24 protein-coding genes and 1 riboswitch are annotated in these 23,323 nt (G+C 38.8%); of the genes, 7 read left to right on the forward strand and 17 right to left on the reverse strand.

All coding sequences use genetic code 11. The features are described 5' to 3' along the window. Positions 1-10: 10 nt before the first annotated feature. Together AC3ANV_RS22155 and asnB are read right to left on the reverse strand one after the other, a co-directional pair. Positions 11-1,537, reverse strand: coding sequence for an alpha-amylase family glycosyl hydrolase (locus AC3ANV_RS22155; RefSeq protein WP_488310814.1), 1,527 nt, complete (start codon positions 1,535-1,537; stop codon positions 11-13). A gap of 109 nt (positions 1,538-1,646) precedes the next feature. Then, positions 1,647-3,494 (reverse strand): asparagine synthase (glutamine-hydrolyzing), encoded by a 1,848-nt coding sequence (asnB, locus tag AC3ANV_RS22160; protein WP_488310815.1) that lies wholly within the window; start codon positions 3,492-3,494, stop codon positions 1,647-1,649. A 168-nt stretch (positions 3,495-3,662) separates the two neighbouring features. On the opposite strand from asnB, the gene AC3ANV_RS22165 reads away from it, so the two are divergent. Beyond that, positions 3,663-4,226 (forward strand): DUF2777 domain-containing protein, encoded by a 564-nt coding sequence (locus AC3ANV_RS22165; protein ID WP_488314302.1) that lies wholly within the window; start codon positions 3,663-3,665, stop codon positions 4,224-4,226. Positions 4,227-4,268: 42 nt separating this feature from the next. On the opposite strand, the gene AC3ANV_RS22170 is transcribed toward AC3ANV_RS22165, so the two are convergent. The 12 genes from AC3ANV_RS22170 to AC3ANV_RS22225 form a co-directional block, all read right to left on the reverse strand. Next, on the reverse strand, positions 4,269-4,628 hold the full coding sequence (locus tag AC3ANV_RS22170) for a YisL family protein (RefSeq protein WP_488310816.1): 360 nt from the start codon (positions 4,626-4,628) through the stop codon (positions 4,269-4,271). A gap of 158 nt (positions 4,629-4,786) precedes the next feature. After that, entirely contained in the window at positions 4,787-5,179 is a 393-nt protein-coding gene (locus AC3ANV_RS22175) for a globin domain-containing protein (protein ID WP_488310817.1), read from the reverse strand. A 150-nt stretch (positions 5,180-5,329) separates the two neighbouring features. Continuing rightward, entirely contained in the window at positions 5,330-6,247 is a 918-nt protein-coding gene (locus tag AC3ANV_RS22180; RefSeq protein ID WP_488310818.1) for a type II secretion system F family protein, read from the reverse strand. 3 nt (positions 6,248-6,250) lie between these two features. Beyond that, the gene (locus AC3ANV_RS22185) at positions 6,251-7,216 is read right to left on the reverse strand and encodes a type II secretion system F family protein (protein ID WP_488310819.1); all 966 of its coding nucleotides are present in this window, start codon (positions 7,214-7,216) and stop codon (positions 6,251-6,253) included. After that, positions 7,213-8,646 carry a TadA family conjugal transfer-associated ATPase gene (locus AC3ANV_RS22190; protein ID WP_488310820.1) on the reverse strand — a complete coding sequence of 478 codons (1,434 nt, stop codon included), beginning with the start codon at positions 8,644-8,646 and terminating at the stop codon, positions 7,213-7,215. The genes AC3ANV_RS22185 and AC3ANV_RS22190 overlap by 4 nt, the downstream gene beginning before the upstream one ends. Positions 8,647-8,659: 13 nt before the next feature. After that, a complete protein-coding gene (locus AC3ANV_RS22195; RefSeq protein WP_488310821.1) occupies positions 8,660-9,505 on the reverse strand; it encodes a CpaE/TadZ family protein in 846 nt (281 codons plus the stop codon). 23 nt (positions 9,506-9,528) lie between these two features. Further along, positions 9,529-10,230, reverse strand: a complete 702-nt coding sequence (cpaB, locus tag AC3ANV_RS22200) for a Flp pilus assembly protein CpaB (RefSeq protein ID WP_488310822.1) — start codon at positions 10,228-10,230, stop codon at positions 9,529-9,531. 11 nt (positions 10,231-10,241) lie between these two features. Further along, positions 10,242-11,159, reverse strand: a complete 918-nt coding sequence (locus AC3ANV_RS22205; RefSeq protein WP_488310823.1) for a pilus assembly protein TadG-related protein — start codon at positions 11,157-11,159, stop codon at positions 10,242-10,244. Positions 11,160-11,170: 11 nt separating this feature from the next. After that, complete coding sequence (locus tag AC3ANV_RS22210; protein ID WP_488310824.1) at positions 11,171-11,554, reverse strand: TadE/TadG family type IV pilus assembly protein; 384 nt, start codon at positions 11,552-11,554, stop codon at positions 11,171-11,173. Next, positions 11,551-12,069, reverse strand: a complete 519-nt coding sequence (locus tag AC3ANV_RS22215; RefSeq protein ID WP_488310825.1) for an A24 family peptidase — start codon at positions 12,067-12,069, stop codon at positions 11,551-11,553. The genes AC3ANV_RS22210 and AC3ANV_RS22215 overlap by 4 nt, the downstream gene beginning before the upstream one ends. 112 nt (positions 12,070-12,181) lie before the next feature. Further along, positions 12,182-12,358: a Flp family type IVb pilin gene (locus AC3ANV_RS22220; protein ID WP_488310826.1), complete on the reverse strand. Its 177-nt coding sequence runs from the start codon at positions 12,356-12,358 to the stop codon at positions 12,182-12,184. Between the two features lie 16 nt (positions 12,359-12,374). Further along, entirely contained in the window at positions 12,375-12,707 is a 333-nt protein-coding gene (locus AC3ANV_RS22225) for a DUF192 domain-containing protein (protein ID WP_488314303.1), read from the reverse strand. Between the two features lie 142 nt (positions 12,708-12,849). After that, a riboswitch (cyclic di-GMP riboswitch) is annotated at positions 12,850-12,936 on the reverse strand. 291 nt (positions 12,937-13,227) lie between these two features. Here AC3ANV_RS22225 and AC3ANV_RS22230 point away from each other — a divergent pair. The 6 genes from AC3ANV_RS22230 to AC3ANV_RS22255 are packed head-to-tail and all read left to right on the forward strand — an operon-like array spanning position 13,228 to position 15,234. Continuing rightward, a complete protein-coding gene (locus tag AC3ANV_RS22230) occupies positions 13,228-13,449 on the forward strand; it encodes a spore germination protein (protein WP_488310827.1) in 222 nt (73 codons plus the stop codon). 20 nt (positions 13,450-13,469) lie between these two features. Beyond that, on the forward strand, positions 13,470-13,727 hold the full coding sequence (locus AC3ANV_RS22235; protein WP_488310828.1) for a spore germination protein GerPB: 258 nt from the start codon (positions 13,470-13,472) through the stop codon (positions 13,725-13,727). Positions 13,728-13,770: 43 nt separating this feature from the next. Further along, the gene (gene gerPC, locus AC3ANV_RS22240; RefSeq protein WP_488310829.1) at positions 13,771-14,388 is read left to right on the forward strand and encodes a spore germination protein GerPC; all 618 of its coding nucleotides are present in this window, start codon (positions 13,771-13,773) and stop codon (positions 14,386-14,388) included. Beyond that, complete coding sequence (locus tag AC3ANV_RS22245) at positions 14,385-14,567, forward strand: spore gernimation protein GerPD (RefSeq protein WP_488310830.1); 183 nt, start codon at positions 14,385-14,387, stop codon at positions 14,565-14,567. The genes gerPC and AC3ANV_RS22245 overlap by 4 nt, the downstream gene beginning before the upstream one ends. A 2-nt stretch (positions 14,568-14,569) precedes the next feature. Then, a complete protein-coding gene (locus AC3ANV_RS22250) occupies positions 14,570-14,959 on the forward strand; it encodes a spore germination protein GerPE (protein WP_488310831.1) in 390 nt (129 codons plus the stop codon). Between the two features lie 56 nt (positions 14,960-15,015). Beyond that, complete coding sequence (locus tag AC3ANV_RS22255) at positions 15,016-15,234, forward strand: spore germination protein (protein ID WP_488310832.1); 219 nt, start codon at positions 15,016-15,018, stop codon at positions 15,232-15,234. A gap of 41 nt (positions 15,235-15,275) precedes the next feature. On the opposite strand, the gene addA is transcribed toward AC3ANV_RS22255, so the two are convergent. The 3 genes from addA to lepB all read right to left on the reverse strand — a co-directional run bounded on the left by addA (position 15,276) and on the right by lepB (position 23,245). Next, a complete protein-coding gene (gene addA / locus AC3ANV_RS22260) occupies positions 15,276-19,055 on the reverse strand; it encodes a helicase-exonuclease AddAB subunit AddA (RefSeq protein WP_488310833.1) in 3,780 nt (1,259 codons plus the stop codon). Continuing rightward, complete coding sequence (addB, locus tag AC3ANV_RS22265) at positions 19,048-22,521, reverse strand: helicase-exonuclease AddAB subunit AddB (RefSeq protein ID WP_488310834.1); 3,474 nt, start codon at positions 22,519-22,521, stop codon at positions 19,048-19,050. Before addB ends, addA begins: the two co-directional genes overlap by 8 nt. A gap of 169 nt (positions 22,522-22,690) precedes the next feature. Next, positions 22,691-23,245: a signal peptidase I gene (lepB, locus tag AC3ANV_RS22270; protein ID WP_488310835.1), complete on the reverse strand. Its 555-nt coding sequence runs from the start codon at positions 23,243-23,245 to the stop codon at positions 22,691-22,693. Positions 23,246-23,323: the final 78 nt, after the last annotated feature.

Here is a 23,323-nt window from a genome sequence, read left to right on the forward strand (position 1 = left end):
GTGCGCTTGGTTATTTTTTTCTTTTCTTTACTTTTATTATAAATAGGGTAAATAAAAGGTAGACAGCTGCCAGTGATGCGATTAGCGGTATGTTTAATCCGCTTTTATTCGCTAACACATAGATTTCTGCTTTATCCCGATCCAGAATAATTGAATAATGGTTATCTTTACTCGGAACAAGATCGCCGCCAAATAACCCCCTGAGCTCTTTTCCTCCTTCCACCTGTTTGTCTGTTAAATTAACATTTTGCGATTTCCGGGTATTATTGATAGCAATTATGGCTGTTTCCCCTTTATAATAGCGTTTGTAAACAACCATTCCATTTTTTTCGTAAAGCATTTTCATCGTTCCTCTTGTTAGAGAGGGCAGTTGATTTCTTAACTCGCCAAGTTTCGTTATGTAATCTATTAGATCTTTATCAGCCCTAAAATTCATTTGCCGGCGGTTATCGGGTGTTTCGCCACCATTTAAGGCAATTTCACTGCCATAGTAGACCACAGGTATTCCAGGGGTAGTATAAAGGTAGGTTAATGCCATTTCCCAGCGTGATCCCGGAAATTGTTTTTTGTTCACAATGTCCTGTGTAAATCTAACGGTATTTTCATTATCCATAAAATTCGCCAGTAAATACGGATTTTTGAACTGGGCCATATCCCTTTTAGAATCGGTATAAAGAGTACTAAAGGATTGATCTGTATTTGAAAAAGCTCCTCTTAAATCACTGCTATGAGGATAATTAAACATGCTGTCAATGCCTGCAGCTTCATATTTTTTCAAATCCGCAGATGTATTCTTTTCCATTACCCCCAATAAGAAAAAGTTTTTCTTCTCGTGTTTTACCTCTTTTGAAAAATCGCTCCAAAAGCTTACAGGGACGTAATTTACTTCTGGAAGACTATAACCGTCTATATTCGTTTTTTTGATCCACCATTTTGCAGCATCAATCAAATATTTTTTTACATCCGGGTTGTCCTGATTAAGGTCCGGCAAACCGTTTACCCAGCCATTTTCAAGATCTTGCTGATTATTCCAATCCTGTATATCCTTCTTTGGATGAAACCAATTCTGTTTACTTGAATCATTAACCCACGGATTTGATGGGGCAACATTATTGGTGACAAAATCAACTAACACCTTCATCTTCCGCTTATGTGCTTCATTGACAAGTTTTTCAAAGGTCTTAATGGACCCAAAATGCTCCTCGGTTTTATAAAAATCATTTACCCAATAGCCATGATACCCATTGCCGGCATTATCAAAAATGGGGGTAAGTCGGATTGCAGTGAATCCCATATCATGTATGTAGTCCAGCTTATCGATTATCCCCTGAAAATCTCCACCGTTAAAGCCTAAGGGGTTTTTTGTATTAACATTAAAGTCATTTTTGATGTCACCATCATTAAAACGGTCGACCATTATCGAATAAATGGATTCATCCTGCCACAAACGCTTATCTTTTTGAACAGCTGCATGTGCTGGAATGGTCGATAGTAGAAAAAAACCGAGTAACATAAATGAACTAAATATCCTTTTCATACCTTTTCCTCCTCATAAAAAGGGAAGAGGATATTCCCCTTCCCTTACCCATTTTAATCTAATTTTGTGAGTAATCCAAATCTAATGATGGACAAACTATCTGATTCTCTTAATTCACAATATTAATATTATAATCTTTAAACCAAATGTGTAATTGCACAAAATACGCCAAGAGCTGCGGACCTGTCATTAGCTGGCCAAACCAAGGCTCTTTAAAGGCAATCCCTCCTGATTCGACGATACTCTGTAAATAATCCTGATCGAAAAATTCATATAACGCCGAGGACTTATCGGTTAAAATTTCTTTTAATAGCTTTTGCACTGCCATTGTATATTCCGGATTATGGGTTTTTGGATAGGGACTTTTCTTACGGTAAAGCACATCTTCGGGCAGAATCCCCTCAAAAGCTTTTCGAAGGAGCCCTTTTTCTCTCCCCCGATACATTTTTACGTCCCATGGGATATTCCATACATATTCTACAAGTCGATGATCGGCAAATGGTACCCGGACTTCAAGGCTGGCACCCATGCTCATTCGATCCTTTCGATCGAGCAAGGTTGTCATAAAAGAAATCATATTGATATAGAATAGTTCTCTCCGTTTAGACTCTTCAAAACTCTCTCCATCCAGCTTTGGAGTTTCAGCAATCGCCTGTCTGTATCTTTCCACTACATACTCATTCAATTTTAATTTATCGCGCCAGTGAGGCTTCAATAAATTTTGTCGCTCAGCTACTGAACGCATCCATGGGAATCCCGGTCGCTCCAAGTCAGCTTTTCGATGAAACCACGGATAGCCGCCGAAAATCTCATCCGCACATTCCCCTGAAAGGCTGACAACAAAATCCTGTTTAATTTCCTTGCAAAACCACAGCAAAGATGAATCGATATCAGCCATTCCCGGGCAATCACGAACTTGAACGGCTTCAATTAAATCCTGTGCTAATTGCTGTTGACTAATAATCTTTGTATGGTGCTTCGTATTAAACTTATTTGTGACCATATCAATGTAGATTCCATCGGCATTTGGCTGAAACTCATTAGCCTTAAAATACTGATCATTTCCTTCATAATCAATTGAATACGTATGAAGCTGCCCTTTCCCCTGATCCAAAAATCCTTTAGCCGCAATAGCCGTTATTATGCTTGAATCAAGTCCTCCCGATAAAAACGTACACAGCGGAACATCTGAAACCAGCTGTCTCGTAACAGCATCTGTCACCAAAAAACGTACCTTTTCAGCTGTTTCATCAACATTGTCCTTATGCTCTTCGCTCTTTACATTCCAATAACGCCAAGTTTTCATACCATTTTTCGAAAAGATAAGGCAATGAGCCGGTCTTAGTTCTTTAATGCCTTTAAAAATACCTGAACCCGGTGATCTTGATGGCCCTAAGCCAAATATTTCAGCAAGGCCCTCAAAATCAATTTCTGTTTTAATGTCAGGATTCGCTAATATTGCTTTAATCTCTGATGCAAAAAGAATCCCCTTATTTAGTTCCGTAAAAAATAACGGTTTAACCCCTAAGCGGTCGCGTCCAATGAACAATTGCTCCCGACCGCTATCCCAAATTGCAAATGCATAAATACCATTCAAATGATTTACACATTCTTCCGCCCATTCTATATAGGCTGTTAACAGTACTTCTGTATCAGAATGACCATTAAAGGAATATCCTTTAGTAAGGAGGATTTTACGGATATCTTCTGTATTATACAATTCACCATTATAACAAATGGTATATATATTGCCTTCCTTATGTTTGGACATGGGCTGCCTTCCCCCTTCAGGGTCGACAACGATCAGTCTTTTATGGCCGAAACCAACATGTTTATCTGTCCAGATGTTCGTCTCATCAGGACCTCTTTTGGCCAGGGTATTTGCCATTTTAGCGAGAGTATCCCTTGCATTTCCTACATCCTTACTAAAATCAATCCATCCCGAAATTCCGCACACATACAAGCTCCTCTCTTTTATCAATATATCTCTTATTTAATTTCATGCTTTTATTGTATTCAGCCCAATTTAAATGGTTAATTGTCCTAAATAAAGAGAAACAAGTTATAAATTTACAGGAAGATGTCTACAAAGAAGAATGAAAGCATCTGGCACGGAGGTTTTATGATGAATCGACAGCAACGAAGAAAACTTTTTGACAATCAACAAAGAGCCTATAACGAAGGCACTGTTGAACAAATTAATGATCAATGGATATTTTTTGACGAGGAAACGGAAGAAGCGACTATGTTAGATGATTTCTTTCAGCAAGAAATAGAGATATTCCGTATGAATCGTTGGAAAAAAGGAGTATTTTTAGAATCAGGTGAAATCCGCATCGGAAAAGAGTCAACCATGCTGCGCGACCATGATTTGGTAAGGGTTAAGAAGCATCTAATCTATTCTCTCGAAAGATTATTAGATGGGATAAATGATGATGCATTTTTCCAGTTCGTCACAACATTGAATTCATTAAACTTTTCCATTTACGATTGTATCTATTGTTATAACCATTTATCTTTCTTATCAGATGAACATAGAAAAGATGGAGTAAATTTTATGGTATTTGACAATCAGGAACAAATTTGTAATGTTCAGCATCATTTTTGCTATTACGAAAAGGTAAATGACCGTTTTGAATTCACCATAAACACTGGAAAACGACTTGTTATCGAGAAAATGATCTCATAAAAAAAGCTGACGAAAACCGTCAGCTTTTTTTATGAAGAAATTCTATGGATGAAGTATTGACATTGGCAATACAGCAAAACCTAAGTACAAAACAAGTAAAAATGCAACGACAAATTGCACCCAAAAAACAGAGGTTCTTCTATTTTTGGCTGTACGTGATAGAATCATTTCGAATAATCCGATCACCCATAGTCCACCGACTGCCTTTAAAATATATTTCCAGTCAATATGATAGACTTTCATAAGTAATCCAATTCCAGTTGCAATGATTATTAGATATAATACTCTTAAAATCATCTGGATTACTTTAAATCCTTTTGAATTACCCTTTTTATGTAAGTTAAGAGCGATTACAAATAAAATTAATGCCAAAAACCATGCCGTCACATGAGCGTGAATCATTTGGTTACCTCCTTGTAGTTCAATTACTTAAACTATCATATCACAGGCACCCTAAAAAAACTAAATAATAGCATATCCTAAATCATTATAAACATGGATTGGAAAAATAAAATAAAAATCCCTTTGCTCCGATACGCAAAGAGATTCATTACTGTAATTTACTCCCGATCCGGGCTATTGATCATAATCCCGGCTACCTGTGTCAAACGATCATAAAAAGCCATTCCTGCAGGATTTTCATCCAAGCCGATTTCATGAAACGCTTCTTTCATGCAACGAAGCCAGCATTGCGCTCTTTTCGGGGTTACTTCAAAGGGAAGATGTCTCTCTCTCATTGCAGGCGGTCCAAACTCCCGGCTGTATAGAGCAGGTCCTCCTAAAAATTGCGGTAAAAACATTCGCTGTTTTCTTTTAATCTCTTCCATGTCACCCTCAAACAACGGACGCAATTCCTTATCCGCATATACTCGGGGATAAAAAGCATTTACAAGCTTATCGATTGTTTCCTGTCCACCTATTTCTGCATAAAGAGATTTAAACTTAAAATCCATTTTCTTCACCTTCTTTTATTATTCCTTTATTGTTATTAATTATAAAGATAAAAAGGAGGGTATTTTGTGATTTACATCACACAAGCCAACATTCCCATTTTTTGACCAAAAAAACCAATCCCTTACAAAAGTGCAAAGGGATTGGCCTGATTAATGTTTAAAAGCAGCAATAAATTGTAGAATTGCCGGCCCCAATAAAACGATGAATAGACTTGGAAATATGAAGATAACTAATGGAAAGAGCATTTTAATCGGTGCTTTCATTGCTGTCTCCTCTGCACGCTGCTTTCTTTTCTCCCTCACTTCATTTGATTGCACCCTCAAAACTTGGACCATCCCTATTCCAAGCTTTTCCGCCTGTAAAATACTGCTGATAAAAGCCTTAACTTCGTCTACATCCAGTCTATCTCTTATTCCTGAAAGGGCTTCTCTTCTTGTTTTTCCGAGGCGAATTTCCTCAAGACAACGTTGAAATTCATATGGCAGCACTCCCCCTTTTTTAGAGACCACCTTTGTTATAGCAGCATCAAAGCCGAGTCCTGCCTCTAAACTTACGGTTAATAGGTCCAATATATCAGGAAATTCTCTTAAAGCAAGACGGCTCCTCGCTCTTGTTTTCTGTTTTAAATACTGGTGTGGAATAAAAATTCCAGCGACAAACCCTAAGATAATAAAAACAAAAATCGCACCTGTACCGGCATTTAAAAGGATTCCATATCCCGCAAATAAAGAAGGTATTATACAAATAAACGCTGTCTGAACTAATCGGAAGTCAACCGGGGTCATTCCTAAAGGATTTCCTGCCAACTGAAGTTTCTTATCTATTTTTACTTGTTTCTCCCCAGGCATACTTTTTTTAAAGCTTTTTTTAAAATCAAGAAACAATGGGGTGATAAATCTTTTTACAAACGATTGCTGCTTGACCTCTATTTTTTCATCGTTATTTAATTGTTCTTTTGATAAAAAAAAATCTAATCGCTCTTGTACTTGGTTTTTTTTCGCAGATTTATTCAAAAATAGGCCATAGGTACAAAAGGTAACCGTCAAAAATAAGAACAAGTAAAGCATTGATTACACCTCAATACTTGTAATTTTTTTAATCATAACAAACCCGATAATTCCTGAAATAAACGCGGCTACAAGCATGGCTATACCAATTGGATTATGAAAAAGGGTACCGATATAGTTCGGCTGCATTAAATAAAGAACAAATCCCAGTATAACCGGAAGCAATGCTATAACGTAACCTGATAAGCGCCCCTGTGCAGTTAAAGTGGAAATTTGCCGATGAATTTTTGTCCGGTCGCGAATTGTCTCAACAATCTTATCGAGAACGGTTGCCAGATTTCCACCAACCTGCCGTTGTATTAATATGGCTTGTATCATTAAATCCAAGTCTTCACTTGGCATTCGTTCCTTTAAATCATTCAAAGCGTCCTCAATATTTTTCCCATATTGCATTTCCTTCAAAACGGATTCCATTTCATCCCTTATCGGTGAAGACGCTTCCTCTACAACGGACTTTAACGCTTGCGGAAAGCTGAACCCTGCCCTAAGTGACCCAACAATGGTAGTGATCATGTCTGCCAGTCCTTCATTAAACTTCGAAACTCTTTCCCGCTGTTTCTTTCGCAAATACCATTTAGGAAGTAAAAAACCAATAATTCCACCAACTAAAATGAAAACCAATTGTTCTAAAATTAAATAGAACAGTCCCCCTATGAATGCAGTTAAAATCCATTGAAAAAGAATGTATTCTTCAGGCTTTAATGGCAATCCTGCTTGGGCAAGCTTTGTCTCGAGTCTAGTGTTTTTTTCTTTTGTTAATACCTTTTTCTGGATTCTTTGTTTTACTAATTGAATGACTTTAAATCGTTTTACTTCGACCTCGTTCGGATTTACCTGATTCTCATCGATATCTAAATAGTGCTGCATGCGATGTTTTAAACTATTTTCAGAGCGAAAGATCATCCTAAATATTGACCAGAGGAACAAGGTCAAGGTCAATATAAAGGAGAACATGATAAGAAAGATCATTGCCTCCACTCCTCATTGTCAATAAACACCGATGCCGGAATATGAATACCTGACGCCTCAAGCCGCTCATAAAATTTCGGCCGAACCCCCGTAGGGACAAGGCGACCGATGATTTTCCCTTCAGAGTTTAAGCCCTCTTGTTTAAAGCTAAAGATATCTTGAAGAACAATAATTTCACCTTCCATGCCCTGTACTTCTGTAATGTTAACAATTTTCCGTGTTCCGTCTTTTAATCGGGACTGTTGAATGATTACATCAATCGCTCCTGCGATTTGTTCCCGAATCGCTTTGACAGGCAGATCCACCCCTGCTAACAAAACCATTGTTTCCAGACGGGCAATCATATCTCTTGGACTGTTTGAATGTCCTGTAGCAAGAGAACCATCATGTCCCGTATTCATTGCTTGAAGCATATCCAGTGCTTCTCCACCACGAACCTCTCCAATAATGACCCGATCCGGTCTCATCCGTAATGAATTTCGTACAAGATCGCGAATGGAAATAGCTCCTTTGCCTTCTATATTGGGCGGGCGTGACTCTAAAGAAATTACATGCTCCTGGGCAAGCTGTATCTCGGCCGCATCCTCAATTGTTACAATTCTTTCATCCTCGGGGATAAAATTCGATAGGACATTGAGTGTGGTTGTCTTACCTGATCCTGTACCGCCGCTTACAAACATATTTAAACGGGCCTTTACACATGCATCAAGGAATATAGCCATTTCCTCTGTAACCGTTCCAAAATTAATTAAATCCTCTATCTGATAGGGGTCCTTAGAAAATTTCCTAATGGTAATGGTCGGACCATTTAATGCCAATGGTGGAATAATTGCATTAACACGTGATCCATCAGGAAGTCTGGCGTCTACCATTGGAGAGCTTTCATCAATTCTTCGTCCAAGTGGAGCGACAATTTTTTCGATCACGCTCATCACATGTTCATTGTCTCGGAATTGCACATCGGTTAATATTAACTTTCCTTTCTTTTCACAGTAAACTTGATTTGGCCCATTTACCATGACTTCAGAAACATCTTCATCTAAAAGAAGCGGGTTAATCGGACCAAATCCAGTTAAATCATTGATGAGTTCATCTACCACTTTTTTTCGATCAATTTGCCCACGGAACTCTTCGTCTTCTTTAATGATTTCAACAGCTAATCCATCAAGTTTTGGAATGATTGCTTCAATATCTTGTTCCTTTAGCTCCTGAATAATTTTTTTATGAAGTACATTCTTTAGTTCTTGATGCTTATCTGCTTTCCGGATCTTTGTATTTTCCTTACTCTTTTCTAGAGTACTTTGCTCGCGGAACACCTTGCGAATTTCCAAAGTGGAAGAAGATGAGTGAATTTCACTAGAAGAATCATCACTTTTTGACTTCCCGCCAATTTGTTTGTTTTTTTCTTGAATTCGATTTAACAGACCCATTCATCAACCCACCTTATGATCGTTTCTTTGAAAACCATTTTGTAAAAGGAGAATGATTTTTTTTGGCTTTTGTCGACTTTATGACATTCTTACTGGAAATGAACTCAGCCATTTTAAAAACACCTTTTGCTACTTCTGATTTCCCATGCTTAATCACAAATGGAACCCCTAAATTAATCGATTGTGAACAAATTTGAAAATCATTTGGGATATAAATAGGATTTTCTTCTGCTAAGATTTTAGCTGCGTCCGTTGCTTGGATAACACTCTCCATATTTGCCCGATTAATAATGATCCTGATTTTCTCCCTGAGTCCAAGGATCTCGAGAGTTTCAAGCAGGAGTTTTGTATTTTTTAAAGCGGCCATTTCAAGATTTGTCACAACAAGAATTTGGTCTGCCCGCTCAATGAAACGAATCGACTGCTCATTTAAGCCAACAGGTGTATCAACAACAACATAATCGTGCCCTGAGAGCAAAACATCCAATATTTTGTCAGCTGCTTCATTTGTAATTAAGTCAGCGAATTCAGGCCGCTCCGGGGCAGAAAGGACTCTTACTCCGCTCTCATGCACGGCTAAATAATTAGCGAGACTGTATTCATCAAGTGATTCTATTCCTTCTAAAACTTCTTTAATAGTTAAGGAAAATTTTAAATCCATCGCAAGATTCACGTCGCCAAACTGAAAATCTCCATCCATTATGGCAACAGAGAAATTTTTCTTCATTAATGCTACTGCCAGATTTACCGTAAGTGTGGTACGACCAATCCCGCCTTTTGCACTGCAAACAGCAATCATTTTTCCGCTCCTTGGGTTTATGTCCAGTTGTCCGGTTTGCATTTCATCCTGGCTTGACATGAATCGTCACCTTCCCATTTACTTTATTGATTCTGATTGATTTGATTCTCTTCGTTCATTAACGGACGTTTATTGAGTATTAAGTTAATGATGCCTTGTTGAGTTGCATCAATAAGTTTGATTGAATCCTCCGGCTTTACCTCAAGTGTTACCGAACTGAATTCTTTATAAGGCTCCTTTGTATTTTCGGGAGTTAACATTTGTCTGCCCACCGCTAAAACCCTTACTTTTTTTAATAAAATACTAGATTGCGAATGAACTTGATTGGAAGTGTCTTTTGTTATTTTTGTAAAAACAACATCTACTTGATCTTCCGGTTCAATAAGATTTGTAACAGACTGGTTCAGGTTAACTCCCACAGAAATTGCACGAAATCCTTCCCGAACTTTACGGGAAACATAGACCCCTTCCTCTTGCTCGCTAACGAGACGATGTGAAAGAATAGGTTCCCCTTTTTCAAGCACCGAGGAGGCCAGCTTACCTTCTGCTTCTGTAAAACTTTTTATTGTTTCCGGCAGAACATTTTTGGCGGGCATTTGTACCATTTCCAACTTTTTCGAACTAATTTTTTCATTTTTATCGATTCTCTCTTTTGCAACCACCACTTCGACTGTCCGGACTGTTGCAGCCTTTTGGGTATTAAATTGTTTCATATATTGAAAAAATAAAACCGTAGTCACAATCCCCATGATGATTGATAAGATCAAGACCATTTTCGCTTTCAAATTCTGCTCACCTACTCCGTTAAACGTATGCTGTATGCCCCTCTATCTACACTTCCTTCGACATAAGAACCATTTCCCGTCCTTTTTATAAAAACTCCTGTGATAGAAGTATCTGTCGAGCTCATCGGATTTGTAATATAAAAATAAGCAAAACCCGTTATTTGTACGCTTTTCAATTGATTAGAAGAAATACTATATGGCTTATAGACCGGTACTAGCAAAATTCTTGAACAATTGCGAAGGCTGTAATCCCCCGGTGGCTGTGTACAGCCATTAACCCTTAAATTAATCGCACTCCTTGTATCCCCGGCAATATTTCCTGTTTGTGTATTAATAATATCTCCAATTTTAAGCTCATTCTGATATCCGTAGGTTAGATTGTCTGAATATGTTGCTGCCCCCGTCCCGCCAAGTGCTAATATACCAAAATTCCCAGATGTAACGTCTGAAGAAGTTACCTTTAATTGATACGATTTGTAATATTCTAATGTAATACTTTGATCAATTCCCAAGGGTGCTGCTCCGATTGAACTTCCTATTGCTTGCAAACCTGCTGCTGCATGAGCTGTTACATCCATTTTGTTAAACCCAAAAAGGCTAGCAAATGTAAGCTTCACATGTTTCATTAAAGTGATTTTCACATTATTACCCATATTTATTTCCAGATTTGTCAATGAAGCAGATTCCTTATGGGCAGTTAAAATGTCAGTCACAACGGTTGTTACTTTTTGATTGGTGTTGGTAAGTTCCTGTGCACCTGAAAGAACTGCCGCGTTGGCCGTTTTTTGCAGCTGGCTTTTTGTCATATACACTAAGCCGCCATCAATGGCGAGCCCCGCCATTCCCATTAAACATACAAGGGTAAGGGCTGCTAAAACGAGGATATTTCCGTTTTCTTCCTTCATTATTTTTTTAAAAAATTGAAGCATCTTTCTCCCCCTCATTCCACGCGAATGGTGGAACTTGTCTGAATGGTAAAAGAAGAAGGGAATAGCTTTGAAATTAATGGTGTAAAAAACTGATAGGGATAGGTTAGCGTTACTGTGACGTAGTCCCCGGAATTCCTGTTCGTATCAGTTGGACTAACACTTACCTGTAGCTTTGTCGTATCACCAAGGTGAACGTATTGATGGGCAAATGTTGAAATATCTTGGTCTTTTTCCCCTAATCCTGCTAATCTTACTGTTTCCTGGGCGGCCATTTGTAAATGTGCATATGAATAGAGCACTCTGCCAAAATCAAGAATCCCTGCTAAGATCAAGAAAAAAACAGGGAGTAAGAGTGCTGTTTCAACAAGGGATTGGCCGCGTTCATCCTTTTTCATATTGGAAAGCCTCCAATACGAAATACCTGATAGAGTGCACCTGCAGCAATGGCAACCCCATATGGATAAGTTGTTTTCATTGCCTCTGAATCAGGTAGAATCGGAATTCTGTTTCCATTAAGAAGACCATGTAGAAAATAAATAATCTGCTTCATCCTCCTTTTAAACCCCTTATGAAATAAAAGGACAAGGATTGCGATAATTCCGCCTGCCAAAGCCATATAAAAGGAGGTCATTAATACAAACCCGGCTCCTTTAATCCCTCCAATAACAGCCAAAAGCTTTACATCCCCGGCACCCATTCCTCCAAGGAGATAAGGGATTAATAATATTCCGAGACCGACACATGTGCCAAGAAATGCCTCCAGAAATCCATGCAACCCACCGGTAATAGCATGTAAAATCCAAGCTGCTAATAAAAAAGGAAGCAAAATGGAATTATAGATTTTCCGTTCCCTAAGGTCTGTTATCACGCATATAAGAACGAGTAAAACTAAGAGATAATTACTCCACATCCTGCTCCGCCTTTCTTCATGGACACTTTAAACCGACTTATTTTATAGAAAAAAGCCTCACGTTTGCTTCGAACGCAAGGCTATATTTAGACATTATTTTATAAACTGCTATCTATTTACCAGCATTCGCCAAGGCTGTAGTAACATCTGTAAACATTTGAGCGATTTGGGCTTTTAGTAATGCAAGTGTTGCAACAACTGCAACAGCAATTACTCCTAACACTAAACCATACTCAGTCATACCTTGTCCTTGTTCTTCAGTTAATAAAGCCTTCATTTTTTTCATCATGTGTAAAAACCCCTTTTTATTTTATAGTTAAATAGTTTCCGATTTTCGTATCCGTTTTCCGAATAGTTCCTGCAGGCAGTTCTAAAACGGAGTATGCTCTTTTTTGATACTTACCGACTGTTGCAGGCTTTATCGTTTCGTCCAGGCCTACAATTTCTAAGTCCTTGCTTAAGTAAAGAACATCGATCGAATAATTCATGAAGTATGTGTGAATGGATTGGCAGGGTTGGATTAGCAAGCCGTGTCCTTCCGGTAAACTTTTTGTAAACATCAGCCCTTTTAATCTTTTAAAAAAGGTATTTGCAGATGATACATGGTTTGCCAGTTCCGCTCCGTTTGTTTGGTTCACGACTATCAATGATTTTCACCCCCATACAATTAAAATAACCCCGCCTTTACCGAAAGGGGGGGGTCAACAGACATAGTTATATTTATCTAGATAAGAACTACAAATCTAGACAAAAAACACCTATGATAAAACACCCTGATCTTTCGGTAACTGGCTGGCTTAGTGCAGTTGCACCTTAGCCCCTGTAGCTTTGCGTCACTGATTTTCATCAGTTTTGCCTTTATCGAGATTCAGTGTTTTTATTATTCCGACTGATCTCTTAATCAAATAATAATCCCTTTTACCTTTATCGAATATCCTACTAATTTATCATTTGCTGTCGAATATAATAGGAAATTAGAACTATTTTGTTTTTCGACCCTTAAAAACAGCGACCTTGATTCGTATATAGAATATTCTTCCTTATCGAGCGGAAGAAATCATACCATTCCTCACCTAAGATTTTATTGGGCGGATCATTCACATTACATCCGCCCATACATAAGATGTAAGAGATAAAATGAAAAAGGGGTGGTTGATTATGCCGGCAATTGTTGGAGTTGCACAAGTCATAACTCTTGGGAGCAGTTCTATTTTCCATATTGGTGACGTCTACAAAATCATGCCATTCTCCACGGCGAAGACTTTTTCCGGGGCTGGTTCCTTTAACACAGGTGAAAGTTTAAATGTCCGAAATGATTTAAGTTCAACCAATACATCGGATCCGGATGTTATTGATTCTGCAAATATCCTTAATGCTTGACGAATGGGTGGTTTTAATAAATGAATTTTTATATCCAGCAGTCCATTCAAATTAATTTTATAAAAATCGGCGGGATTACCAATTCCTCTGTTCTGCAAATTGGCAGTGCCGGGATTATCAAACCTGCTGCATATTTATATAATACCGGCGGATTTACAAAACCCGCTCCCACAGCAAAAAAAGCAGCTGCAGCTCAGCCCTCTTCATTATTGGCACCATCAGTTCCATTACAAGCTGCAGTCCGCAGTGGAGGAAAATTAGGTGCTACAAAAAGTTAAAAGATATGGACAGTAAGGAGATTCCAAACGGTGAGGTGATTGAATGTATCAGGATTATTCTCAATATCTTCAATGGTTACAAATGTGTATTCAAGCACAGGAGCAGAGAATCGTTACTTTAGAAACAACCATACAAAAAATGCGGGAAGAACTAAAGCAAATGAAAGAAAAGCCAGCCATACATGTCGGCACGATTGAGTATAAATTTGATCAATTGAAGGTGGAAACACTAGAAGGTACATTAAATATTGGTTTAAATCCTTCCGATCTATCAGGAATCGAAGACTTTGCTGTACAAAATCAATCATTAAACACCCCATTATCTCCAAAAGAACAAATGCAGCGTTCGATGAAAATCGAAGAAACAATGTACATGTATTTAGAAACTGAATTACCGCAACTAATTGAGGATACCCAAACCAAACTAAATATACAACCAAATGAATCTTATTTATCTTTTATTAAACAAGATATTATAAAACAGCTTCCTAGCAGGATTGAATATCATCTCAAATCAGATACCACCCAAGACCGTTCAGGGAAAAAGAAAGTTACGGATGACGAAACCGTCATTGAACAATTAAAGCAAGAAATACAAAATGGAGTATTTGTATTTTTAAATAATTTGCCTGATAATGTGAAAGGAATGAACTCAGAGTGAATTTTGAAGTCTATAACAGAGACCTTACCGTGGAAACCATTAAAATCATTGGGGTATCAAGCTCCTCGTTAGTTATGGTGGGTGATACACACTCCATTCAGCTGGCATCTACATTTGATACACCTGCAGAATCCTTAATCGTCGGCCCCTTTGTACCATTAACATCGGAAAGGGCCTGATCATGTTTCAGCGCACTTCTTGTGTGGATGATATACTCATAAAAGTCGCATCATTTTCATCCACTATACAGCTTGGTGATTCTTGTATCATAAATGGATTTTCTAGGGCTATGGCTGTTCAAAGGGAAGCTGAAATTGAATTTGGAGATGAGGGGAATTTTTCCATCTATCCCGTATTTAGCGAGCCGATTCCTTTTCAGCCAATAACGGAAGCTTTATCATATACTCCCCGAAATTTGAATCCAATTATTAAAGTAAATAATATTGGGATTATCGGGATTTCTTCGGCATCCATTTTACATGTCGGAAACAGTCAACACGTTTCAATGGAGGCGAGGATTAAGCATATACGACAGCTTCTTCCTCATGATGAAGAACAAGGACAGGGATAAAAGCATATGGTACCTTAAAGAACCAGGCAATTAGTTTATGGAAAAGGATGTTTGTTATGCCAGCGATTATTGGCCCTGTACAAATCGTAAACGTGGGCGGGGGAATTGTCCATTTTGGTGATGCCGTATATATTTCTCCAAAGAATAGTTCCAAGACATATTCCGGCTCGGGTGCATTCAATACCGGGGGATTTATCATTGCAAACAACGGAATAAGCGGAACGAATGTTTTAGATACTGATCTGATTGACCAGCCTATTGCAGGTAATAACTAAAAAAATGACATAGCCATCAATAATGGTCTATGTCATTTTTGTTATTCTTTTTCCAGTCTCAAAATATGGGCGCCATCAAAGAAAAATAAATACCTTTCATCTACTTTTCTTTTCCAGATTTTTTCGATGGCTTTTGTATATAAATCTATTTGCATTCTGTATCGATCTTCCAGAATTGGCTTTGCCTGTTCAAAGCCGCCCTTAAAACGGTCTGTGATTCCATCCGACTTATAATCAACTAAGACAAGCCCGTTTTCATCTTCAAAAACGCAGTCAATAACCCCTTGGATAAAAATGGATTCATCTTCATCTTTCCATGTTGGATAGACTTCATTTGCCGGCATTGAAAGGGTAAAAGGAATTTCTCTGTTGATCACTTTTGCATTAGAAAGTCTTTTCCCTATCTCTGTCGTAAAGAATTGAACGATCCATTTTGCATTAATGACTTCCGCTTGCTCAGGGGTTAATAGTTCATTGTTAACCATCATGTGTACCAGAGCCTCAAGCGATTCTACAGTAACAGGATATGTCAAATCCACATGCTGCATCACCATATGCATAGCAGTACCCCGTTCAGCAGGACTCAAAGACTTTTCCTGCATAAACTTAGGCCGTTTTAGAATAGATTTTTTAAATTTCCGAATGAGGTCGGTACCACTTTGTTCATCAGATATTTCACGCTGACGTTTTAATTCTGAAACAGATTGTTTGGACCGATGCGCCGCAGCATCCGGAAAGGAATATTCCCATGAAAGGCGGACGTTGATTTCATCCTTATATGCGGATTCAATAGGTACCGGTTCTGCCTTTTGTACCTTTTCAATAAAGTGGTCCTCTTTTATTTCCTGGTCAATCGCTTGTTTTTTTATAGATTCAGCATCCATTACGGTAATTTTCCATGATGAAGAATGACCGGTTATTTCCTCCGGAATCTCTGTGATTTCCGTTGTCCTTAATACACTGCAGTCTTGATGCCGGATTATAGCAGGTCCAATCCAATCCAGAAAGCTAGTTGCAGAAGCCCGTTCATAATCTTTTATCAGCCATTCTGTATTGGAGGTGACTTCATTCCACTGGTCAATTGTTTTATCGGCATCCTTTAATGTTGCAATAAGGTAAAGCTTTTCTTTTGCCCGTGTTAAGGCTACATAAAGGACCCGCATTTCCTCTGCTAGCATTTCCATCTTCTTTTTCCGCTTAAAGGCAAGCTGCGGTAATGATGGATAAGCAATTCTTTTCTCGGCATTGACATATTTTGCAGCAAATCCGTATTCTTTATCAAGCATAAATGAGCCGCGAATATCGGTCATATTAAAGGATTTTGCTAACCCGGCAATAAATACGACAGGAAATTCGAGCCCCTTACTACTATGGATTGTCATAATCCTAACTACATCCTCTTGCTCACCTAGCGCACGTGCGGCCCCAAGATCATCGCCTCTTTCGGTCATTCTCTCAATAAAGCGCAAAAACCGGAATAAGCCTCGAAAAGATGTTTGTTCATATTGCCGTGCCCGATCGTATAATGCTCTTAAATTGGCTTGACGCTGCTTTCCCCCGGGTAACCCGCCAACAAAATCATAAAACTTTGTTTCCCGGTATAGTTCCCAAATTAGCTCCGACAGTGAACCTTGTCGTGCCATCATTCGCCAATCCTTTAGGGAGTCATAAAATCGGCGTACATTTTCATAAAAGGGATCTGTGCTTTCTGCTGTATTACTGCGACAAAAAGCGGAAACAGCATCCCAAAAGGAACCCCTTTTTTGATGGATACGAATTTTAGCCAGTTCTTCCTCATTTAGTCCAACGATTGGTGAACGTAATACAGAAGCTAACGGAATATCCTGAAACGGGTTATCGATAACACGCAGTAATGACATCATGACCGCAACTTCTGTCGCTTCAAAATATCCTGTTGATAAGTTGGCATAAATAGGAATTCCTTGTTGTTTGAACTCTTCGATGATTTGTGGAGCCCATGTCATCGACCGAAGTAAAATAACAACATCCCGGTACATTAACTGTCTGTTCGATTTTGTTTTTGTATTGTATACATGCGTTTTTGCTGCAACCAATTCCTTTATCTTTGCAGCCATTACCCTCGCTTCGAGTTGGGATTTTTCTAAATCAACAGGATCAAACTCATCTAAATTTGTTACCGTCTCTGATTCAGTTTCCGCAGCTGAGTCCGGACTATCATTATTTTGATCAATCAGCAACAGCTCAACAGGATAGGGCGCATCCTCAGGGTATGGCGCGCCTGCTCGCAATTCAGCCGCTTCATCATACTCTATTTCCCCGACCTTAACGCCCATGATTTGTTTGAACAAATAATTAGTAGCATCAAGTACTTCTTTACGACTGCGGAAATTTCGAGCCAGGTCGATTCTTAAACCTGACATTTCACCATCCGGCTTGAAGCGATTATACTTTCCTAAAAATAAATTCGGCTCCGCCAAACGGAAACGATATATGGATTGCTTCACATCGCCCACCATAAACAGGTTCCCGGTTACCTCATCTTCGTGTGTAACAAGCTTTAGGATGGTCTCCTGAACCATATTCGTATCTTGATATTCATCAACAAATACCTCTTTAAAATGACTGCGGAATGATAATGTTGCTTCCGAGGGAAGAAATTCTCCATTTGAATCGGTCCCTGATGTCAGTATTCCAAGGCAGTAATGCTCCAAATCAGCATAGTCTACGAGCCCTTTATCTCTTTTCGCTTTTTCAAACCTGTCCGAAAAATCTTTGACAAGTTGAACAAGGGTTTCAATTAACGGGCGCATCTCTTCCATATCACCTAAAAAGCTTTCCGGCTTTCTTAAAAAAAGTTCATCTTTAATGCTTTTTATTTTATCCTTAGCTTTATCACGCAATTTCTGGGCCTTTTCTGTAAGATTTTTATCATACTGATCCCCCTTTACCTGTTTTGCCCGAGAAAAAGACCAGGTTTGCATCGCCTGATAAAGTGTTGACCATGAATCCTTTTTGGCTAAAATTAGAGTATCAATGACATTTATATCCTCCAAAAAGTTTTCCGCTCTTGGAGCCGGTCCGCCTGGAAGCTTGGTAATTTCTAATCCCCTGATAATCATTTCCTTAGCTGCCACTAACTGAAGCTCAATATCAAAGCCAAGAGCCTGAATAAACGGTAGATCCTCCAGCTTAGTATTTGAATCCACTTCATACATTGAAACAATAGATTGCAGGTACTGCTCAGGTAATGGATTAGAGCTCGCAAAATCAAAGATTGAGCGGACAATATCCTGAAGAGCTGAATCACTCCGGTCGCTTGTAAAAGAATCAACTAGATTAAAAAATGGCTCATTGTCACCTTTTCCGTATTCCTCCTCAAACAACTCATCCAGTACTTCATCTCTGATTAATTGTGCCTCTGTTGTATCGGCAATTCGAAAACCGGGATCCACATCAATTAAATAATAATACTTGCGAATGACCTCCATACAAAAAGAGTGAAGTGTCGAAATGGATGCTTTATTTAGCAGACTTAGCTGTTTTCTTAAATGGCGGGATCCAGGGTCTTGATCAATCGCTTTTTCTAATGCCTCACCAATTCGATGGCGCATTTCTGCTGCCGAAGCATTCGTAAACGTCACTACTAATAATTCGTCGACATCGATTGGATCTTCTGCCGAAAGGATTTTTTGAATGATTCTTTCAACGAGGACGGCTGTTTTCCCGGATCCTGCAGCTGCCGCAACGAGAATATCTTTGTTATTGGCCATGATGGCTTTCCATTGATCTTCTGTCCATGTTACACCTTTTGGTTTTGGTGGAATCACAAAATTACTCATTTTCGGCGAGCTCCTTTCGAATTAATTCAAGTACCTGCTCATTCGTTTGCCGTGGCAAAATTCGATAATGATTGCTTTCTATCGATTCATCAAATTGACAAACTGATTTATATGAACAAAAGGTACAAGGTGTTTTATTTTTCAGCTTATAAGGAGCAATGTCTACATCCCCCTCAATAATGGCGTTCCCGGTTTTTTGATACAAATTCCGTACATACTCTCTTAGATTTTCAAATTCATTAATACTCGCAACCTTTGAACGTTTTGATAAGTTCCCGTCTTTATTAATTCCAGCTGAAATAATTTGTGAATCGCCTGACTCAAGCGATTGATCCATGAGCCTGATAACATTTTGGTCGCTTACCATTAACCCATTCATTTTGAATTTTTTCATTATTTCCTTTTCAATTTCATCCATCGATAGCAGTTTTGTTGAATTAATCATTGGATTATGAACATGGAAATAAAGCACACCCGCAGGGGTAGCTTCAAGCTCAACTAATTCTTTTGAATGAGTCATGACAATATCGAGATAGGTTAACATCTGCAGAGCGAGACCATAATAGACCTCACCTAAATTAACATCCTTTTCACTCGATTTGTAATCAATGACCCGTAAAAAGACATTATTATTTTCATCCCTTGCCTGATCAACCCGGTCGATGCGCCCTGCTAATTCCATTTTCTTGCCATTTCTCAATGAGAAGTTTAGCGGCTGCAGCTTTCCTTTTGGCCCAAACCCTACTTCTAAGCCGATCGGTGAAAATCCACTCACTTTAGCATGCTCACTTAATACGAGAGATGCCCTGGTTATGATTTGCTCTAGTTTTCTTTTAATATAATGATGGCGTTCCGAACTGAGCAGGATTTCATTTTGCAGTTTTGGCGCTAATGTATTGACCGCTTCCCGTGAAAGCTCTTCACACTGTTTTTTTGTTAAACCGGCCCAAGAAATATTTTGTTCATTCACCATATCTGATATTTGCTTTAAGGCCGCATGGAACAGTTCTCCAATATCCGGGGCTTCCAAACGGAAAATTTGCCGTTCTCTCAGCTTCAAACCATGCCCTGCAAAATGAGAAAAGGCACACCCATTAAATAACTCCATTCTAGAAACACTCGCTTGGATACTCTCTCCATACAGTTCATCCGAAACTTCACGAGAAAGCTTTACAGCCTTGTTCGTATAAAAAAGACTTGAGAGCACTTTTTGGGCTTTTTCCTTCCAATGATCACCAAGATAGTAATTATAAACATCCCACCAAACGTCAGAAATCGGGTAATTCCGCTGTTTCAATTGGAGCTGTGCGGTTAAGTAAGAAATCGTCGCGGTTTTATTAGAAACAAAGCTCAACTGATTCTCTTCCGATAACTCTGATGGGTCTGTAACATAAAAACGCTCATGAGCATTAGGAAACAACTCTTTTAATCTTTTAATATATGAAGATGGAATTAGTGCTTTCCCTTCTTCATTTGCTAGCGGATAGCTGACAAAAAGTATATCTGACGGTGTTGACAAAGCTTTGTAGGCTAGAAAATTTTCGTCCAGCATACGTGTCCGGCTGCTTGGCGCAACTTTTATTCCTGCTGTTAATAGCTGTTCCCGGTCTTCATCTGCCAGGATTCCTTCATCAGAAATTTTGGCAGGTAATACTCCTTCATTTACTCCGATCACAAAACAGACCTTGATATCCAATAACCTTGATTTTTCCAAGTCACCAATCAACACCTGATCAAGTGCGGGTGGGATTAGCGAAAAATGTAATGATTCAAACCCTGCTTCTAATATGGCAGCGAATGACTTTAGGGAAATCGGCTCGTCCCCTAGAACTTCAACGTATTGATCAAGCAGATCAATAACAGCATTCCATACCTGTTCATGCTCTCGCATCTTGATAAGATTGCCTTGCTCTTCAGCAGCTGTTTTCCATTTCTCCAGCTTTGAAGGAATATCCAATTCTTCTAAAAATAAGTAGATTGCTTCACAAAACTTCCTGCCTGTATCTGCTTTTTTTAGGCGTCTTGATAATCTTAATAACGGCGCAGTGACCATAAGCCTAAGTTCATTTAATTGTTGCTCCATCTCTTTTTCTGCATCGGTTTGCGTACTTACTTCCAATTCTAATCCTCGGATGCGTCGATAGCTCCAACGATTCTTCCCCGTCCATTTGCTCCCCTGTATTCCGTACTGCAAACAATAATTTTCAAGCTTATCCATCTTCTCTCGGATTCTAGCCGGATTTTCCTGTAGAGGATATAAAAGCTCTGTTTTTATCACACGGAAAACCGGTTCATAACGCCAATAGGAATTAATCACCTCGAGGCTGGAACGAATCAATTCTATTAACGGGTGATTGAGCATTGTCCTTTTCTGATCGATAAAGAAAGGAATCTGATAATCATTAAAAACCGGTTCAACCAGGTCGTGATAGGAAGAACCATTTCGGATTAACAGGGCAATATCACGGTAACGGTAACCCTGTGTTCGTACCAAATGACGAAGTTCCCGGGCAATTCCTTCAATTTCAGCTCTACGATTAACCGCCTGGCAAATATTGATCGTTGTTTGTCCATGGAATGGTTCAGCCGGGCGGACATCAAATTTCCCCTCTAAATGACGTAATGAAGGGTTTGTCCATTTTTGTTGCTCTGTTAATAATATTGACTGCTCGACTTCTATGCCTTCCGCTTTGGCTGTTTGATATAGTGTGTAGCAAGACTCACCTGACAGGCGAAACAAATCGAGCTCATCCGGAACGGAGTCTAAATATAATTGATCTGTGGTCATTGCAATGGTTACTGCTTTACAATGCTTCATTAATTCCGTTATCACAAGATATTCCTGTGGCGTAAAACTATAGAAACCATCTATATAGATTTCTGCCCCGCTTAAGTAAGTTGAGGATGATATTTTTTCTGAGAGAAGATGAAAATAGTCCTCGGAATCTATATATTTTCCAAAGACCTCCACTTCAAATTGTTTATAGATTATTTCTAAATCATGTAATTTATCCTTTAAGGCTTTAGAAGAGGTTTGTCCCAAGATTAGCTCTTCCGGCTTGATGCAATAGCGCTTAAATTCAGTAATCATTTGCTCTAACTGCTGAACAAAACCACTCTTATCTGCTGAACGTTGAAATAAATGTAAATTTTCTTTTTGCTCATCAATGATTTTGCGAATTAACATACTCAACCCGACACTGCTTAAATGTTTTCGGCTAATCCCGCCTGTTTCTTGAAGAATTCTCCATGCCAAACGGGAAAAACTATAAACTTGTGCCCGTATCATTCCGCCAAGCTCAGAATCAGTTGATAACCGATATTCAGATAAAAACGTCATCTGTTCCGGAACAATATAAATAATCGGTTTCCCCTCAGGATTTTCTAAGAGACGGTTCCGTATTTCATTCAAACACATCGACGTTTTTCCACTGCCGGACCGGCCAGTTACCATTCTTAATGACATGTATGCCCCCCCTTTTTCTTTTGCTCCGTTGGTAGATTCTTTATCTCTCATTCTACCATAAAAAGGGCACAAACGTTTGGATTAAGCAAAACAGATTTACTCCAAAAATGGTAATTTCTACGGTGCAAAAAAAGAGCACCTGAAGCGTGCTCTTTACTAGTAAATTTTTTTAAAAATGGACATTCACTTCATTCAATGGCCAATATCGTAAATCGACTTTCCCTACGACTTGGTTGGTAGAGATAAAGCCAAAATGCCGGCTATCCCAGCTGCCTAATCGGTTATCCCCCAGTACAAATAGTTTTCCTTCTGGAACCTTATTTTCGCCTGTAATTTCCTTTAAATTAAAGTCTCCAGTTAACTTGACGCCAGGTGTTTTCTTCTTATAGACATCTAAAAAAGGCTCCACATATTTATGTCCGTTGATATACAAATGATCATCCCGATATTCAATTTTATCCCCCGGCAGTCCAATAATCCGTTTGACGAAATCCTCTTTTTCGTTTGCGTGAAAGACAATGACATCAAATCGTTTTAATTCTCCGACCTGATAGCCCAGCTTATTAACAACAAGCTTGTTGCCGTCTTGCAGAGTCGGCATCATCGATTCGCCTTCAACCACATAATTAGAAAAGAAAAATGTTCGAATAAACGAAAAAATAATAATTCCAATTGCAAATGCCTTAACCCATTCTATGCCTTCTCTTTTCCATTCAATCTTCATAGAATCTCCTCCATGTTTCCGCCTTTATCTCCTATCTATTTTCTCATTATCGTCATTTTCCATGCTTCTATTCAATCT

The sequence above is a fragment of the Neobacillus sp. DFD-2R genome, assembly GCF_057747865.1.